This is a genomic window from Streptomyces sp. NPDC094147 (assembly GCF_044764265.1).
Lineage (GTDB): Bacteria > Actinomycetota > Actinomycetes > Streptomycetales > Streptomycetaceae > Streptomyces.
In genome coordinates this window covers 113,257-128,477 of record NZ_JBIWHT010000020.1, presented here as the reverse complement: position 1 = coordinate 128,477, position 15,221 = coordinate 113,257, and the positions used below count along the sequence as shown (strand labels likewise).

15 protein-coding genes are annotated in these 15,221 nt (G+C 72.7%); 7 read left to right on the top strand and 8 right to left on the bottom strand.

Annotation, left to right across the window (positions count from 1 at the left end):
• Window positions 1-219 precede the first annotated feature (219 nt).
• Window positions 220-1,149, bottom strand: a complete 930-nt coding sequence (locus ACIQ8J_RS25845; RefSeq protein WP_403274079.1) for a sigma-70 family RNA polymerase sigma factor — start codon at window positions 1,147-1,149, stop codon at window positions 220-222.
• A gap of 134 nt (window positions 1,150-1,283) precedes the next feature.
• Here ACIQ8J_RS25845 and ACIQ8J_RS25840 point away from each other — a divergent pair, with 134 nt between their 5' ends.
• Window positions 1,284-1,484, top strand: a complete 201-nt coding sequence (locus tag ACIQ8J_RS25840) for a hypothetical protein (protein ID WP_403274081.1) — start codon at window positions 1,284-1,286, stop codon at window positions 1,482-1,484.
• 26 nt (window positions 1,485-1,510) lie between these two features.
• Window positions 1,511-2,677: a glycosyltransferase 87 family protein gene (locus ACIQ8J_RS25835; protein WP_403274083.1), complete on the top strand. Its 1,167-nt coding sequence runs from the start codon at window positions 1,511-1,513 to the stop codon at window positions 2,675-2,677.
• On the opposite strand, the gene ACIQ8J_RS25830 is transcribed toward ACIQ8J_RS25835, so the two are convergent.
• On the bottom strand, window positions 2,635-4,278 hold the full coding sequence (locus ACIQ8J_RS25830; protein WP_403274085.1) for a DNA repair helicase XPB: 1,644 nt from the start codon (window positions 4,276-4,278) through the stop codon (window positions 2,635-2,637). The two genes, ACIQ8J_RS25835 and ACIQ8J_RS25830, sit on opposite strands and share 43 nt — an antisense overlap.
• Window positions 4,279-4,500: 222 nt before the next feature.
• Here ACIQ8J_RS25830 and ACIQ8J_RS25825 point away from each other — a divergent pair, with 222 nt between their 5' ends.
• Both ACIQ8J_RS25825 and ACIQ8J_RS25820 read left to right on the top strand, forming a co-directional pair.
• Window positions 4,501-4,752 (top strand): hypothetical protein, encoded by a 252-nt coding sequence (locus tag ACIQ8J_RS25825; RefSeq protein ID WP_403274086.1) that lies wholly within the window; start codon window positions 4,501-4,503, stop codon window positions 4,750-4,752.
• 11 nt (window positions 4,753-4,763) lie between these two features.
• Window positions 4,764-5,963, top strand: a complete 1,200-nt coding sequence (locus ACIQ8J_RS25820; RefSeq protein WP_403274087.1) for an SPFH domain-containing protein — start codon at window positions 4,764-4,766, stop codon at window positions 5,961-5,963.
• A gap of 191 nt (window positions 5,964-6,154) precedes the next feature.
• Here the strand turns inward: ACIQ8J_RS25820 and ACIQ8J_RS25815 are convergent, their stop codons facing one another.
• A complete protein-coding gene (locus tag ACIQ8J_RS25815; RefSeq protein WP_403274088.1) occupies window positions 6,155-8,647 on the bottom strand; it encodes a helicase-associated domain-containing protein in 2,493 nt (830 codons plus the stop codon).
• A 110-nt stretch (window positions 8,648-8,757) separates the two neighbouring features.
• Here ACIQ8J_RS25815 and ACIQ8J_RS25810 point away from each other — a divergent pair, with 110 nt between their 5' ends.
• Window positions 8,758-9,771 carry a hypothetical protein gene (locus ACIQ8J_RS25810; protein ID WP_403274089.1) on the top strand — a complete coding sequence of 338 codons (1,014 nt, stop codon included), beginning with the start codon at window positions 8,758-8,760 and terminating at the stop codon, window positions 9,769-9,771.
• Between the two features lie 15 nt (window positions 9,772-9,786).
• Here the strand turns inward: ACIQ8J_RS25810 and ACIQ8J_RS25805 are convergent, their stop codons facing one another.
• Genes ACIQ8J_RS25805 through ACIQ8J_RS25790 form a run of 4 tightly spaced genes read right to left on the bottom strand, consistent with a single transcriptional unit; the run spans window position 9,787 to window position 13,650 of the window.
• Window positions 9,787-10,764 carry an ABC transporter substrate-binding protein gene (locus ACIQ8J_RS25805; protein WP_403274090.1) on the bottom strand — a complete coding sequence of 326 codons (978 nt, stop codon included), beginning with the start codon at window positions 10,762-10,764 and terminating at the stop codon, window positions 9,787-9,789.
• Window positions 10,761-11,573 carry an ABC transporter ATP-binding protein gene (locus tag ACIQ8J_RS25800; RefSeq protein WP_403274091.1) on the bottom strand — a complete coding sequence of 271 codons (813 nt, stop codon included), beginning with the start codon at window positions 11,571-11,573 and terminating at the stop codon, window positions 10,761-10,763. The genes ACIQ8J_RS25805 and ACIQ8J_RS25800 overlap by 4 nt, the downstream gene beginning before the upstream one ends.
• Window positions 11,570-12,643: a FecCD family ABC transporter permease gene (locus ACIQ8J_RS25795; protein ID WP_403274092.1), complete on the bottom strand. Its 1,074-nt coding sequence runs from the start codon at window positions 12,641-12,643 to the stop codon at window positions 11,570-11,572. The genes ACIQ8J_RS25800 and ACIQ8J_RS25795 overlap by 4 nt, the downstream gene beginning before the upstream one ends.
• A complete protein-coding gene (locus ACIQ8J_RS25790; RefSeq protein ID WP_403274093.1) occupies window positions 12,640-13,650 on the bottom strand; it encodes a FecCD family ABC transporter permease in 1,011 nt (336 codons plus the stop codon). Before ACIQ8J_RS25790 ends, ACIQ8J_RS25795 begins: the two co-directional genes overlap by 4 nt.
• Before the next feature lie 97 nt (window positions 13,651-13,747).
• Between ACIQ8J_RS25790 and ACIQ8J_RS25785 the strand changes: the two genes are divergently transcribed.
• Window positions 13,748-14,371 carry an HAD family hydrolase gene (locus ACIQ8J_RS25785; RefSeq protein ID WP_403274094.1) on the top strand — a complete coding sequence of 208 codons (624 nt, stop codon included), beginning with the start codon at window positions 13,748-13,750 and terminating at the stop codon, window positions 14,369-14,371.
• 37 nt (window positions 14,372-14,408) lie between these two features.
• Here ACIQ8J_RS25785 and ACIQ8J_RS25780 read toward each other — a convergent pair whose 3' ends face one another.
• On the bottom strand, window positions 14,409-14,663 hold the full coding sequence (locus ACIQ8J_RS25780) for a hypothetical protein (RefSeq protein ID WP_403274095.1): 255 nt from the start codon (window positions 14,661-14,663) through the stop codon (window positions 14,409-14,411).
• Between the two features lie 169 nt (window positions 14,664-14,832).
• Here ACIQ8J_RS25780 and ACIQ8J_RS25775 point away from each other — a divergent pair, with 169 nt between their 5' ends.
• Window positions 14,833-15,216: a cold-shock protein gene (locus ACIQ8J_RS25775; RefSeq protein ID WP_189965218.1), complete on the top strand. Its 384-nt coding sequence runs from the start codon at window positions 14,833-14,835 to the stop codon at window positions 15,214-15,216.
• Window positions 15,217-15,221 lie beyond the last annotated feature (5 nt).

Below are 15,221 nucleotides of genomic sequence, written 5' to 3'. Positions count from 1 at the left end.
GGGGGGATGGCGCGTATCGACCGGGTGGGGGTTTGGCGGGGGTGGGGGGGGTTTTATGTTTGGGGGGGGGGGGGGGGGTGGGGGCGGGGGGGTTGGGGGGTGGGGGGGGGGGGGGGGGGGCGAATGATTTTTCTTCCCCGCCCCGCCCCTTCCCGAACCGGGGGCTCTGCCCCCGGACCCCCGCTCCTCAATCGCCGGAGGGGCTTGATCTGTGGCTGATCAGGACGTCAGGAACGAGACGTCCAGCGTTCCCATGCGCTCCGGGTCCGCCAGGATGTTCAGTTCGGTGATCCTTCCGTCCTCGCCCAGGGTGAACGCCATGACCGAGTACACCCGGCCCTCCACCACCGCGATGATCCCCGGCACGCCATTGACCAGGACCGTCCGCGAGAGGGACGCGAACCTGCGGAAGGCGTAGGCCTGTCCGGCCACCGCCCGCGCACCCCGCACCAGCTTCGTCGCCGGCAGCAGCCCCGCGTCCGCTCGCAGCAGCACGTCCGGGTCGAGCAGCGCGAGCAGCGCCTCGAAGTCGCCGCCCCGCGAAGCGGAGATGAAGGCCTCGACCACCTCGCGCTGGCGGCCGCGGTCGGTCGAGGGCGACGGCCCCTGCCCCTGCACCCGCCGCCGCGCCCGGCTGGCCAGCTGGCGGGTCGCGGCCGCGGTCTTGTCGACGATCGGCGCGATGTCCTCGAAGGGCACCGCGAACATGTCGTGCAGGACGAAGGCGAGGCGCTCGGCGGGCGCCAGGGTGTCCAGGACCACCAGGAGCGCGAGACCCACCGAGTCGGTCAGCAGCGCCTCCTGCTCGGGGTCGACCACGTCCACCCGGCCGAGGACCGGATCCGGCACGTGGACGTACTCGTACTCCCCGACATCGAGCGCCGCCTCGTGCCGGGCGCTGCGCGAGCGCAGCATGTTCAGGCAGACCCGCCCGACGATCGTGGTCAGCCAGCCGCCGATGTTCTCGACCGCGCTGCTGTCCGCGAGGCTGGCCCGCAGCCAGCCCTCCTGGACTGCGTCCTCGGCCTCGCTGAGCGAACCGAGCATCCGGTACGCCACCGCACGCAGGTGGCCGCGGTGCTCCTCGAAGCGCTCGGCGAGCCGTTCGTGGTCCTGGGCGCGGTCGAGGTCGGGGGCCTGTTCGTCCATGCTCGTCATTCCTCCGTGGAGACGCGGGCTCATACCCGTAGGGGATGGGGTCGGACCAAAGGAGTAGGCGGGGGGCCGGACGGTTCAACCCGGGGAGCGATGTACCTGGGTCGTCCGGAATCCATCATGGATACATGAGTACCGCGACCTTCACCCCAGCCCCCTCCGCCCGGCCCGGCACCCCCAGGGGCGCCACTGCCTCGGGCGCCGCGTCCCACCGTACCCACAAGATCGGCAATGCGGTCAGGGCCGCCAAGGTCCTGGCCGGTGCCGCGTTCAGCGTCGTCGTCCTCGGGGAGTACGGGGAGGAGGCGGGAGTTCACCGCAAGCACTAACCCCCTCACCACTAGGGTCACTTCGTGTGACCGAACGCGCACCGAACGCCATCACCACTGCCGTCACCGCCGCGTCGGGCGCCCTTCTCGCGCTCTCGCTCGCCGCGCTCGCCACGCTCTGCCTCGCCCTGCGGATCCCCATGGCGGACGCCCTGGTCTACCGGGCGGAGGGCGCAGCCGTCGTCAACGGCACCGATCTCTACGGGTTCACCGTCACCGAGTGGCATCTGCCCGCCACCTACCCGCCGTTCGCCGCCCTGCTGTTCGTGCCGGCCGCCTGGCTGCCGCTGCCGGTGCTCAAGGCGGCCTTCCTCGTCGGCAACGCCGCGCTGCTCGCGCTCTGGGTCCGGCTCTCCTGCCGCTTCGCCGGAATGAAGCCGCCTCTTGCGTACGTCCTGGCCGCGACCGCCGCCGGGCTGTGGCTCGAACCCGTCTTCCAGACCCTGCTCTTCGGGCAGATCAACCTCGCGCTCGGCTGCCTCGTGCTCTGGGACCTGTCCCGGCCGGCGGGCGCCGTCGGCAAGGGGCTCGCGGTCGGGATCGCCGCCGGAATCAAGGTCACACCGCTGTTCTTCGTGCTGCACCTGCTGGTGCGGGGGCGCCACAGGGAGGCCGCCACCGCCCTGGCCGGATTCGGGGCGACCGTACTGCTCGGGGTGCTCGTGCTCCCTTACGCCAGCGTCGAGTTCTGGACCCGGCGGCTCTTCGAGACCGGGCGGGTCGGCAAGGCGTGGATCGTCGACAACCAGTCCCTGCAAGGGTTCGCCGCGCGGCTGCTGCACACCGCCGGGCCCGGCGCGGTGTGGGCGGTGTGCGCGGTCGCGGTCGGCGCCGCCGGACTGCGGACCGCGGGCCGGGCCGACGAGCGCCGGGCCCTGCTGGTGACCGCCTTCACCGCCCTGCTGATCTCCCCCATCAGCTGGTCGCACCACTGGGTGTGGTGCGTCCCGCTGCTCGCCCTGCTGATGGCCGAGGGACATCCGCGTACGGCCGCCGCACTCGCCGCCGTCTTCACCGCCCGCACCCTGTGGCTCGTCCCCCACGAAGGCGGCCTCGTCCTCCAACTGCCCCTCTGGCAACAGCCGTTGGCGTCCCCCTACGCACTGGTGGGGCTTGCGGTGGTGGGGTGGGCGGCGTGGTCGGTCCTCGCTCAGCCCCCCGCCAGGAGTTCGTCCGCGTCCATGATCCGGTAGGCGTAGCCCTGCTCGGCCAGGAAGCGCTGGCGGTGGGCAGCGAAGTCCTGGTCGATGGTGTCGCGGGCCACCACCGAGTAGAAGTGGGCCTGGTGGCCGTCCGCCTTCGGGCGCAGGACGCGGCCCAGGCGCTGGGCCTCCTCCTGGCGGGAGCCGAACGTGCCCGACACCTGGATGGCGACCGTCGCCTCCGGCAGGTCGATCGAGAAGTTCGCGACCTTGGAGACCACGAGCACGCTGATCTCGCCCTCCCGGAACGCGCCGAACAGCTTCTCGCGCTGGGCGTTGGAGGTCTCGCCCTTGATGACCGGCGCGTTCAAGTGCTCGCCCAGCTCGTCCAGTTGGTCGATGTACTGGCCGATGACCAGGATCTGCTGGCCCGCGAACCTCCGTACCAGCGCCTCCGTGACCTTCCGCTTCGTCGCGGTCGTCGCACAGAAGCGGTACTTCTCCTCCGTCTCGGCGGTCGCGTACGCGAGCCGCTCCGAGTCGGTCAGGTTGACGCGCACCTCCACGCAGTCGGCGGGCGCGATGTAGCCCTGCGCCTCGATCTCCTTCCACGGGGCGTCGAACCGCTTCGGCCCGATCAGCGAGAACACGTCCGACTCGCGGCCGTCCTCACGCACCAGCGTCGCGGTCAGGCCGAGACGGCGGCGGGCCTGGAGGTCGGCGGTGAACTTGAAGACGGGCGCGGGCAGCAGATGCACCTCGTCGTAGACGATCAGCCCCCAGTCGCGGGAGTCGAACAGCTCCAGGTGCGGGTAGACGCCCTTGCGGCGGGTGGTGAGGACCTGGTAGGTCGCGATGGTGACGGGCCGGATCTCCTTGCGCGTACCGCTGTACTCGCCGATCTCGTCCTCGGTCAGCGAGGTCCGCTTCACCAGCTCGTGCTTCCACTGGCGGGCCGAGACGGTGTTGGTGACCAGGATCAGCGTGGTCGCCTTCGCCTCGGCCATCGCCCCGGCCCCCACCAGCGTTTTCCCGGCGCCGCAGGGCAGCACGACCACACCGCTGCCGCCGTGCCAGAAGCCCTCGACGGCCTGCCTCTGGTACGGGCGCAGCGCCCAGCCGTCCTCCGCGAGCTCGATGGGGTGCGCCTCGCCGTCGACGTACCCGGCGAGGTCCTCGGCCGGCCAGCCCAGCTTCAGCAGGGTCTGCTTGATCTGGCCGCGCTCGGAGGGGTGCACGGCGACCGTGTCGGGGTCGATGCGGGCCCCGACCAGCGGGGTGATCTTCTTCGACCGCAGGATCTCTTCGAGCACGGGCCGGTCGGTGGAGGTCAGCACCAGGCCGTGCACGGGGTGCTTGGAGAGGGTGAGGCGGCCGTAGCGGGCCATCGTCTCGGCGACGTCCACGAGCAGGGCGTGCGGGACCGGGTAGCGCGAGAACTCGACCAGCGCGTCGACGACCTGCTCGGCGTCGTGCCCGGCGGCCCGCGCGTTCCACAGGCCCAGCGGCGTCACCCGGTAGGTGTGGATGTGCTCGGGCGCCCGCTCCAGCTCGGCGAAGGGCGCGATGGCGCGACGGCAGGCGTCGGCCTGCTCGTGGTCGACCTCCAGGAGCAGGGTTTTGTCGCTCTGGACGATGAGTGGTCCGTTCACCTGGGGCGTGTCCCTTCCGACGGATGGCCACCCTGGTGTGGGCGGGCAAACTTCCAGTCTGCCGCATCCGGAGGTGCGGCGGGCCCACACAGGGGCGGAACCCCAGGTCAGGGCCGGGATCGCGGGTTCCGGTCCAACACGGGGTGGCCCGAGGATAGGCCCCTGATCCACACAGGTCTAAGGTCTGGAATCCAGAACCAGAACGATGGGGGGCGCCAGGCGGTGGAACAGGACGATGCGGTCATCGGCTGTCCCGGAGTGCTGCTGGTCGCCACTCGCGGAGCCGCCGGTCCCGGCGAGATCCTGGTGAGTGTCAGGGGCGGCTCCGAGGCCTTCCTCGCCTGGTCGGAGGAACCCCTCCCGAAAGGGACGACCGTGCTCGTGATCGGATCGCGTGGCACCCGCCAGGTGGACGTCATCGAGTGGGCCGATCCGTTGGACGCGTTGGGCGGCGGCGCCGCCGACGCCGGCTAAGGAGACAAAGGATGTTCGGTTACCGGGTTCCGGCCCCCGACGAGGCAATGCTGATCTCGGGTGGCAGGCGCGGCCTCGGGGGCGCCCCGTTCCGCGTAGTGACCGGCCACGGCAAGTTCGTCCTGCCGATTTTCCGCAAGACCCGCTTCCTCACCCTGTCGATGTGCGAGGCCGAGGTCACCGAGACCTGTGTGACCCGGCAGGGCATCGCGCTGCACGTGCGCGCGGTGATCGCGTTCAAGGTCGGCAACGACAACGAGAGCATCGTCAACGCGGGCCAGCGCTTCCTGTCCGACCAGGACCAGATGTCGGTCCTCACCGGCCGGATCTTCGCCGGTCACCTGCGGTCCATCATCGGCTCGATGACCGTCGAGGAGATCGTCACCGAGCGGCAGAAGCTCGCGGCGGAGGTCCTGGAGACCTCGAAGACCGAGATGGCGAAGATCGGTCTGATCGTGGACTCGCTCCAGATCCAGTCGATCGACGACGGCGACGTCGGCTACATCGACGCCATGTCGGCGCCGCACAAGGCCGCCATCCAGCGCCAGGCCCAGATCGCCCAGGCGCAGGCCACCCAGGCCTCGGTGGAGGCGGAGCAGGTGGCCGCGCGCAACCAGGCCGAGTACGCGCGGCAGACCGCGGTCGTGAAGGCCGAGTACTCCGCCGAGGTCGACCGCGCCCAGGCGCAGGCCGCCCAGGCCGGTCCGCTCGCGCAGGCGCACGCCCAGCAGGAGGTGCTCGCCGCGCAGACCGAACTCGCCCAGCGCGCCGCCGAACTGCGCCAGCAGCAGCTGGTCGCCGAGATCGTCAAGCCCGCCCAGGCCGAGGCCGAGCGCATCAAGGTGCTCGCGATCGCCGAGGCGGAGCGGATGAAGATCCAGGCCGAGGCCGCCGCGTCGTACGACCGGGTGGCGCTGGACCGGATGCTGATCGACCAGCTGCCGCAGATCGTGAAGGAGGCGGCTGGGGGCCTCGCGGGGGCGAACGTCAATGTGCTCAACGGCGCGGACGGGCTGGGCGAGATCGCGGCCGGCCTGGTCGGGCAGGGCCTGACGATCCTCGACTCGGTGCGGCAGAACCTGAGCGGTTCGGGGGCCCAGGGCCCGGACTCCAAGAGCGGGGCTCAACTCTCCCTGCCGGGGCTGCTGTCCGGCAAGGCGGAGCGAGGTGGCCCGGAGGGCAAGGGGGGCGGCCCGGTCGACATCGACTAGGCGGCGCCCGCCGGTTGGGGTTCAGGTGCGGGTCGTCTGTGCCTGGTCGCGCAGTTCCCCGCGCCCTGGGCCCGCTTCGGTCTGCGGACCGTGCCCGGTTGCTCGCGCAGTTCCCCGCGCCCCTGGGCGGCGCTCTGCCGACCGCGCTCGTGGAGCTTACGTGGCACCGGCGCATTGGAATTGACGGTGTGTCAGGCCGGGTCGTCGGCCAGTTCCGCGACGCCTGTGATGCGGTGCAGGGGGTAGGTGCGGACTTCGTCCGCCGTGTGGTCGTACGCGGTGACGAAGCCGCCCTCCACCCGTACCGGGGCGATGACGCGCTGGCTGGCGGTGCCCTCCGCGTTCACGTAGCCGATCCAGACGGCCGAGCCGGTCATGGCGGCGGCCTGCACGGTGGCGAGGGTCTCGGCGGGCGAGGTGCGCGGCAGCGAGCCGTCGGTGCGGGCCGCCTCCGGTTCCTTGCGTACGACCGTGGCCGCCGTGTCGCCCGCGCGGATCGCGCGCACGGCCGCGCCGAGCAGCGTCTCGTCGGGCAGCGGCGGGCCGTCCGGGACCGGCACGGGCGGGGTGCGGCGCGGGGTGCGGCGGGCGTCGGCGCGGGTGATCAGGACATCGCCCTCGGCGGACTCGGCGGCCGGGGCGTACCCCATCGAACGCAACCCGTCGAGCAGGACGGCCGGTTCGGCGGTGGTGGCCAGGACCGTCGGGGCGAGCCGGCGCAGCCGCAGCGGCTGGCTGCGCTTGTCGGCGAGGATCTCGCCCAGCATCGATTCGTCGTCGCAGCGCACATAGGCCGAGGCCACCCCCACCCGCAGGTGGCCGTGTCGGCGGGCCACGTCGTCGATCAAGTAGCTGAGTGGCTGCGGCACCGGCGTACGGCTGTGCTCGGTCAGGAAGGCCTGGAGGTCGGTGGCGGTCTGGCCGGCGTCGAGGGCGCGGCGCACCGAGCCCGGGGTGAAGCGGTAGACGGTGGCGCCGCCCTTGGACTCGATGTCGGCGAGCACGCCGAGCATCGCGGCGAGCGGCCGCCGCAGCGGGCCGGGCGCGACCGCCGTCAGATCGGCCTGGAGCAGGACGTGGTCGACGGGCTCGGGAAGGTGCGGATCGAGCGCGCGGGCCGCGAGGTGGCCGAGGGCGTCGAGTTCGAGGGCGCCGGAGGCCGGGGTGAGGAGCGCGCGGCCGTGCGTGGTCAGCGCGCCCCGGCCGGTCACCCCCAGCAACTCGGCCTCGGACAGCGCCCATTGGGCGAGGCGCGAGCGCAGGTCGTCCGGTCCGCTGCGGGCCGGACGCTCCCAGCGCAGCCGGGCGAGCAGCGATCCGGGGTCCGGGGCGGTGGCCTCGGGCAGGGTGGCGAGCAGGGCGAGGACGCGGTGGCGGACCTCGGGCGCGGGGGAGCGGTCGAGTTCGGGGCCGAGCGCGGAGAGCGTACGGCCCTTGGTGTCCTGGTCGCCGACGAGCCCGGAGGTGCGGGTCGCGGCGAGCCAGGCCACGGCGAGCCGGCCCCACCGCTCGGCGGGCGGCAGCTCCAGCCATTCGTCGTACTCGGGGGTCGGCGCATAGCGTTCGTCCGCCTCGCCGTCGGACGCCAACAGGCCTGCCGCGTAAGCGAGTTCGAGCCAGAACGCGGCGATCGGCTCGGTGGTGTCCAGGGCGGTCGCGGCGCGCTTGAGGTCGCGGACGGAAAGACCGCCGGCCCGCAGTACGGCAGGGCCGCCCTCGTTCCACTCGGCGAGCAGGTCCTCGACGGTGCTCAGCGCGGTGAACGCCTGGCCCGCGGCGGTCGCGTCCACAACCTGTGGACGGTATTCGCGCAGTGGCGCGACGGCGGGCGGCACCGGCTCGGGCGCCCGGTGCGCGCGCCCGGCGCGCAGATGCAGGGCGACCTCGCGCGGCAGCACCAGGGTGCGCGGGGAGGCCGGGAGCAGCAGGCCGTGGTCGCGCAGCCAGCGCACCGGGGGCGGCGGATCGGCGGACACCTCGCCGTATGGCGGCCCCCACACCAGGCGGTCCAGGACCGTCAGCGCGTCGGAGGGGGCCGAGTCGAGCAGCGCGGCCATCCGTACGCGGTCGGTGAACAGCGAGGTCAGCGCTGCGACTGCGGAGACCGGATCGTGGGTGGCGGGGAGCCCGGCCGCCCGGAGGATCTCCTGGACGCGGCCCGGCGACATCCCCGCGGTCGCCTCGGTGACGGTCGGGCCGAGGCCGGTGGCGGAGGGATGGGTGGGGGAGGGGGCGAGCAGTTCGCGGGCGGTGCGGACGAGCCGCAGCCGGTCGTCGCCGCCCCACACCAGCGCCTGTTCGCGCAGCGCCGCGACGGCACCGGGCAGCGCGTCCTCGACGGCCGGATCGCCGTCGTCCCCGGCGAGCAGGCTTCGCACGGTGTCGTACGGGGCGGGGTCGGGCGCGACGGCGAGCGCCTGGGCCGTCTGGAGTGCGAACGTATCGAGCCGCTCCAGGGCGCGTACGACGGAGGCCCTGGTAGCGGCGCGGGTGGCGAGCTGGGTGAGGTCGCCGGGGACGGGGCTGAGCAGATCGGGGCGGATCCGCAGCAGTGCGGCCAGGGAGTCGTCGGGGCGGGCGCGCAGGGCCTCGGCGAGGGTGCGGGGTGCCGAGGCAGCCCTGCTCGTCGCGCCGGTCGTTCCGTCGGGCACGTGCGCCTCCTGATTGCGCTGGCCGGTCCCCATCCGCCCCACGGTAGCCGCTGCGCGCTACCGTCAGGACCCAGAGCCGGTGTCCGAAACGCGACCGGACGGCGAGCTTGGGGGCGGGCGGGGCTCGCGGAGGGGAAACACGCGTGGGGATCGAGAGCGACCAGCTGGTCTACGACTACCTGAGCCGGGTGGGCGACCTGGCCCAGCAGCGCCAGCTGCCGTCCGGGGACCGGATGCGGCTGGTGTCGGCGCTGCGCAACGACATCGACCGGCAGCGGGCGAAGTACGCGAATGAGACGCCGGCGACGGTGCGGCGGATTCTCGGGCGGTTCGGGACGCCGGAGGAGGTCGTGGCGACGGCGGCGTCGGGGTCGGATTCCGGTTGGAGCGCGGGCTCCGGCGGGTCGTCAGCGGCGCCGCCCGAGCCGGACGCGGCCGTGCCGACCCAGCGCGACCGGCTGTTCCCCGGCCGGGCCAAGCGGGTCCCGCGCCCGCGCAAGACGGACGAGGTGTCGCCGCCCGTGGTGCCGGCGCCGCCGCATCTGGCGGGCATGGACGAACTGGGCGCGCAGGGCGTCGAACCGGACTGGTGGCGCGTCGGGCCAGGCCCGCTCGGGGATGCGGGGGACTCCGTCGCGGGGTTCGTGGGCGGGGTCGAGCTCCCCGAAATGCTGAAGCCGCCGGGGGAAGAGGCCGAGGCGGCGGAGGCCGAGGCGGCGGAGGCCGAGGAGGAGTCCGGGGAGGAGTTCGTGGAGGCCGAGGCCGCCCCGGCGCGGCGGAGACTGCTGGGTCTGCGCCGCCCGCCCGGCGCGGGGCCCGGCCTGACGAACCCCCTGCTCCTGCTCGCGGCGGTACTGCTCGTGGCGGGCGCGCTGTTCGGCCTGTGGGTGGCGCTGGGTGCGGGCTGGCTCCTCGCGTACGCATCCCGTCGGCTGAGCCGCACGGAGGCGAAGTGGGCGGTACTGGGCGTGCCGGGGCTGACCGTGCTGGGCGGCCTGGTCTGGCTCTGGGGCCGCCAGAACGGACGCTGGGGCGACCCGATCGCGCAGGGCGAGATGGGGGCGGCGCTGAACGGAATGTGGCCGTGGCTGATCAGGGTGGCGGCGGTGGGTTCGGCGGGGTTCTTGGTTTGGCGGTCACAGCGGGGTGGGCGGTGAGGGCGGGACAACGCGCTACCTCGGCAGCATCGTGCTCAGCTCTCCCAGGATCCGGTCCGCAGCCGTGTAGCCGATGCCCTGGATCCAGAGCTGGTCGTCCACCGCGTGGACCCGCCCCGCGCGCACCGCGGGCAGCCCCTTCCACAGCGCGCTCCCCAGCGTCTGGGTCTGCTTCGACTTCGCCGGGTCGCCGTACGTCGCGCGGAAGATGACATCCGCGTCCGCGAGGTCGATCCGCTCGGGGCTCACCTCGTACGAGAAGCCGTCCTTCGCCTTGTCCACGACGGGCGGCCGGCCGAGCCCCGCGTCCGCCAGCACCGTCGCGATGTAGTTCTTCCGGCCGTAGATGCGGATGTCCGCGCCCTCCACGAAGCGGACGACGTTGACCTTCAGCGCCGCCGCCTTCGCGGGTCCGCCCAGGCCCGCGGTCACCCGGCGGGCGTGCGCCGCGTACGCCTCGGTGACCCGCGGCACCTCCGCCGTCCTGCCCAGCGCCTCCGCGTGGACGAGGAAGTTCTCCTTCCACGTGTAGCCCGTGGACTCCGTCATCACCGTCGGCGCGATCTTCTTCAACTCGGCGTACTTGTCGCCGTGGCGGACCTTGCTGGTGAGGATCAGGTCGGGCTTGAGCGCCGCGATGGACTCCAGGCTGGGGTTCATCATCTCGCCGACGTCCTTGATGCCGGTGAGCTTGTCCTTGGGCAGGTAGTCGAGGAACCCGGACGCGACATCGGCGTGCGTCGAGCCCACCGGCTGCACGCCCAGCGTGATCGCCGAATCGAGTTCCGCGGTGTCGAGGACGACGACCCGCTGCGGGTGGTCCTTGACCCGTACGTCCCCCATCGCGGTGTGCATGATGTGCGAACTGCCGCCCTGGGGGCCCGACTTGGCCGTGCCGGACGTGCACGCGGTCAGCGCCAGCGCGCTCGTCAGGGCGAGCGCGGCCGTCGCCAGGGTGCGGCGGGAGATCGGCGGCATCGGCAGCATTGTCATCGGGGCGTCCTCTCCAGGGCGGGCGAGTAGGGGGCGCCGGGCACCACCAGGGGCGAGCCCGTCACCGGGTCCGGGACCACCACCGAGTCCAGGCCGAACACGTCGCGTACGAGATCCGCCGTCACCACGTCCTCGGGGCGGCCCTCGGCGACGGTCCGCCCGGCCTTCATCGCCACGAGGTGGTCGGCGTACCGCGCGGCCTGGTTCAGGTCGTGCAGGACCATGACCACCGTACGGCCCCGCTCGTGGTTCAACTGCCGTACGAGGTCCATGACTTCGACCTGGTGGGCGATGTCCAGGTACGTCGTCGGCTCGTCCAGGAGGAGTACGTCCGTTTCCTGGGCGAGCGCCATCGCGATCCACACGCGCTGGCGCTGGCCGCCCGACAGCTCGTCGACCGGGCGGTCGGCGAGGGACGCCACGTCCGTGCGCTCCATCGCGTCGGTGACCGCCCGCTCGTCGGCGTCCGACCACTGCTGCCACCAGTGCTGGTGCGGCTGGCGCCCGCGCGAGACCAGGTCGGCGACGGTGATCGCCTCGGGCGCGACGGGCGACTGCGGCAGCAGGCCTATCGACTGGGCGATCTTCCGGGTGGGGATGCGCGCCAGTTCCGTACCGTCGAGCAGCACCGCGCCGCCGCGCGGCTTCAGCAGGCGGCCGAGCGCCCGCAGCGTCGTGGACTTCCCGCAGGCGTTGGGGCCGACGATGACCGTCACCCGCCCGTCCGGCACGGCGAGGTCGAGCCCGTGCACGACCGTGCGGTCCTCGTAGGCGAGCGTCAGCTCGCGGGCCGTGAGCCGGCTGGTCATCGCTTTCCTCCAGTCGTACGGCTGCGCACGATCAGCCAGATCAGATACGGGGCGCCGATCACCGCGGTGAGCACGCCCACCGGAAGCTCGGTCGGCGAGAACAGCCTGCGGGCCAGTAGATCGGCCAGGACCACGATGACCGCACCGGCCAACGCCGAGCAGAACAAGGGTATTTGAGCGGTCCGGGTCATCCGGCGGGCGATCTGCGGGGCGAGCAGCGCGACGAAGTCGACCGGTCCGGCCGCGCCCGTGGCGACGGAGGCGAGGACCACGCCGGTGACGACCAGGCCGAGCCGCACCCGGCCCAGGCGTACGCCGAGCGCGGTCGCGGTGTCGTCGTCGAGGGAGACCGTGCGCTGGGCGCGGGCCGCCCACAGCACGGCGGGCACCAGCGCGAGCAGCACCCAGCCGAGCGGCGCGGCCTCCTCCCAGCCGCGCCCGTTGAGCGAGCCCGTCATCCAGATCTGCGCCTGCTGGGCGACCAGGTAGTCGCCCTTGGTCATGAACAGCGTGGTCACCGACCGCAGCGCGATCGCGAAGCCGATGCCGATCAGGACGAAGCGGGTCGCGTGCAGCCCGCCGCGCCAGGCGAAGACGTACACGAGGGCGGCCGCCAGGATCCCGCCGGCGACGGACAGGTAGGGCAGCACGGCGTAGGAGGTCACGCCGGACGTCATCGCGCCGACGGTGAGCGCCGAGGCGCCCTGGCTGATGCCGATGATGTCGGGGCTGGCGAGCGGGTTGCGGGCGACGGTCTGGATGAGCGCGCCCGCGATGCCGAACGCGGCGCCGACCATCAGGGCGACGACCATGCGGGGCAGCCGCAGCGTGCCGACGACGAGTTCGGCGTACGAGTCCTGCCCGGTGAGGACCTTGAGGACATCGGCGGGCGCGACGAAGCTCTCGCCGACGCAGAGGTACGCGACGCAGAGCGCGGCGAGCAGCGCCAGGAGGGACGCGGCGACCGCCGTCGCCCTGCGGTGCAGCAGGAAGGCCGCGCGGCCGGCCCGTACGACGGTGTATCCGGCGGGGCGGATCCGGGCCCCGTCGACGGCATCGAGGGTGCTCATGCCGGGACCGCCTTCCTGCGGACCAGGGTGACCAGGAAGGGGACGCCGATGAGGGCGGTCATCACGCCCGCCGGGATCTCGCTCGGCGGGAAGACGACCCGGCCGATCGTGTCGGCGACCAGCAGCATCACCGGGCCCACCAGCGCCGCCATCGGCAGCACCCAGCGGTGGTCGCTGCCCACGATCGCGCGGGCGATGTGCGGGATCGCGAGGCCGATGAAGGCGATCGGCCCGGCCGCCGCCACCCCGACGCCGGTCAGCACGGTCGCGCCGATGCCGCCCAGGACGCGTACCGTCGCGACGTTCTGGCCGAGGCCCTTGGCGACGTCCTCGCCGAGCGCGAGCGCGTCGAGACCGCGGGCCACCCACGCCACCAGGACCACGCCGATCAGCAGGAACGGCCAGATCTGGTGGGCGACTTGGGCGTCCCGCCCGGCCAGCGAGCCGACCTGCCAGAAGCGGAACTCGTCGAGGGCCGCGGCCCTGGTGGTCAGGACGCCCATCGTCACCGACACCAGCAGCGCGTTGATCGCGGCGCCGCTGAGCGCGAGCTTCACCGGGGTCGCCCCGCCGCGCCCGCTGGACGCGATCGCGTACACGACGATGGAGGCGATGGCCGCGCCCGCGAAGGCGAACCACACGTACCCCGTCAGGGTGTGCACGCCGAGGAACGCGATCGCCAGGACCACCCCGACCGAGGCGCCCTGGCTGATGCCGAGGATGCCGGGGTCGGCGATCGGGTTGCGGGTGATGCCCTGGAGGACCGTGCCCGCGACGGCGAGGGCGGCGCCGACCATCAGCCCGATCAGCGTGCGCGGCACCCGTAGTTCGCGTACGACCTCGGCGTTGGGGGTGTGCGCGCCGCCGAACAGCGCGTCCAGGACCTGCGACGGCGGGATCTGGCGCGCGCCGACGGCGAGCGAGAGCAGAACGGCGACCAGCAGCGCCGCGACGGCCGCCGCCGTCGCGAGCAGGCGTCTGGTCCGGCGGGGTGCGGCGGCTGGCATAGGGCCCATCACAGGTCGGCATTTGGTAAGGCTTGGCTAACTACGGGCGCCAGTCTAAGGGCCCGGCCGCACCGCCCATCTGGGCACAATGGCCCTCATGGCGATAGACGCACCCACGGTCGGCTTCGACCTCGACATGACCCTGATCGACTCCCGGCCCGGTATTCACGCCGTCTACCAGGAACTCTCCGCGACGACCGGGACGTACATCGACGCCGACCAGGCCGTCAGCCGGCTCGGGCCGCCGCTCGAATGGGAGCTGCGGCACTGGTTCCCCGAGGAACTCATCGCCGAGATGGTCCTCAAGTACCGTGAGATCTACCCCACACGAGCGATCCTGCCGACGCCCGCGCTGCCCGGCGCGGCCGACGCGGTGCGCGCGGTGCAGGAGCTCGGCGGGCGCGCCCTCGTGGTCACCGCCAAGAACGCCCCGCAGGCCAGGCTGCACCTCGACCACCTCTCCATCACCCCGGACGAGCTCGTCGGCGGGCTCTGGGCCGAGGACAAGGCCACCGCGCTGCGCGAGCACGGCGCCGCGGTGTACGTCGGCGACCACCTCGGCGATGTGCTCGGCGCGCGCACCGCGGGCGCCCTGTCGGTCGCGGTGCCGACCGGGCCGATCGGCGCGGACGAGCTGCGCGCGGCCGGCGCGGACGTCGTCCTCGACGATCTGACGTCATTTCCGGCCTGGTTGAAGGGTTACGTGGCCGAACGGGCTTGACAGCGGGGCCTCGCACTTACGTACAGGTCCGGCTCCTTCAGCCGCGTGCCCGGCGGCGCTGGTCCGCGACGGAGCGCAGCACGCCCGCGCCCGCGATCAGGAAGCCGACGCCCATCAGCATGCAGACGAGGTAGGCGAACGACGGGAACGGCGCGGTGTGCAGGAACAGCGGCGCCACCGTGACCAGCGTGGCGAGCGCGCCGACGAAGAAGACGACGGCGCCGACACGAACCAGCCGATCACCGGGACCCGGGGCGTCGTGGTCGGCCGTGGACTGGGTTTCGGTACTCACCCCGCCAGGGTAGTTCCCCTGCACGCAAGGACAGCCCGGGACGTCTTGTCAGCAGCGCCTGGACCATTAGCCTTGGTGTCGGCGGGTCGGAAGGCGACCCGCTGCAGTGCTATCCAGAGCCGTTTTCGGCGCCCCGCACACAACGACGAGTACGAGGACGAGGACAGACGTGCCCACCGGCAAGGTCAAGTGGTTCAACAGCGAGAAGGGCTTCGGCTTTCTCTCCCGGGACGACGGCGGCGACGTCTTCGTCCACTCCTCCGTGCTCCCCGCTGGAGTCGATGCACTCAAGCCCGGACAGCGCGTCGAGTTCGGCGTCGTCGCCGGCCAGCGCGGTGACCAGGCCCTCTCCGTCACGGTCCTCGACCCGGCCCCCTCGGTGGCCGCGGCCCAGCGCCGCAAGCCCGATGAACTGGCCTCCATCGTGCAGGACCTGACGACGCTCCTCGAAAACATCACGCCGATGCTGGAGAAGGGCCGCTACCCCGACAAGGCGGCGGGCAAGAAGATCGGCGGCCTGCTGCGGGCGGTCGCCGACCAACTGGACGTGTAACCCCG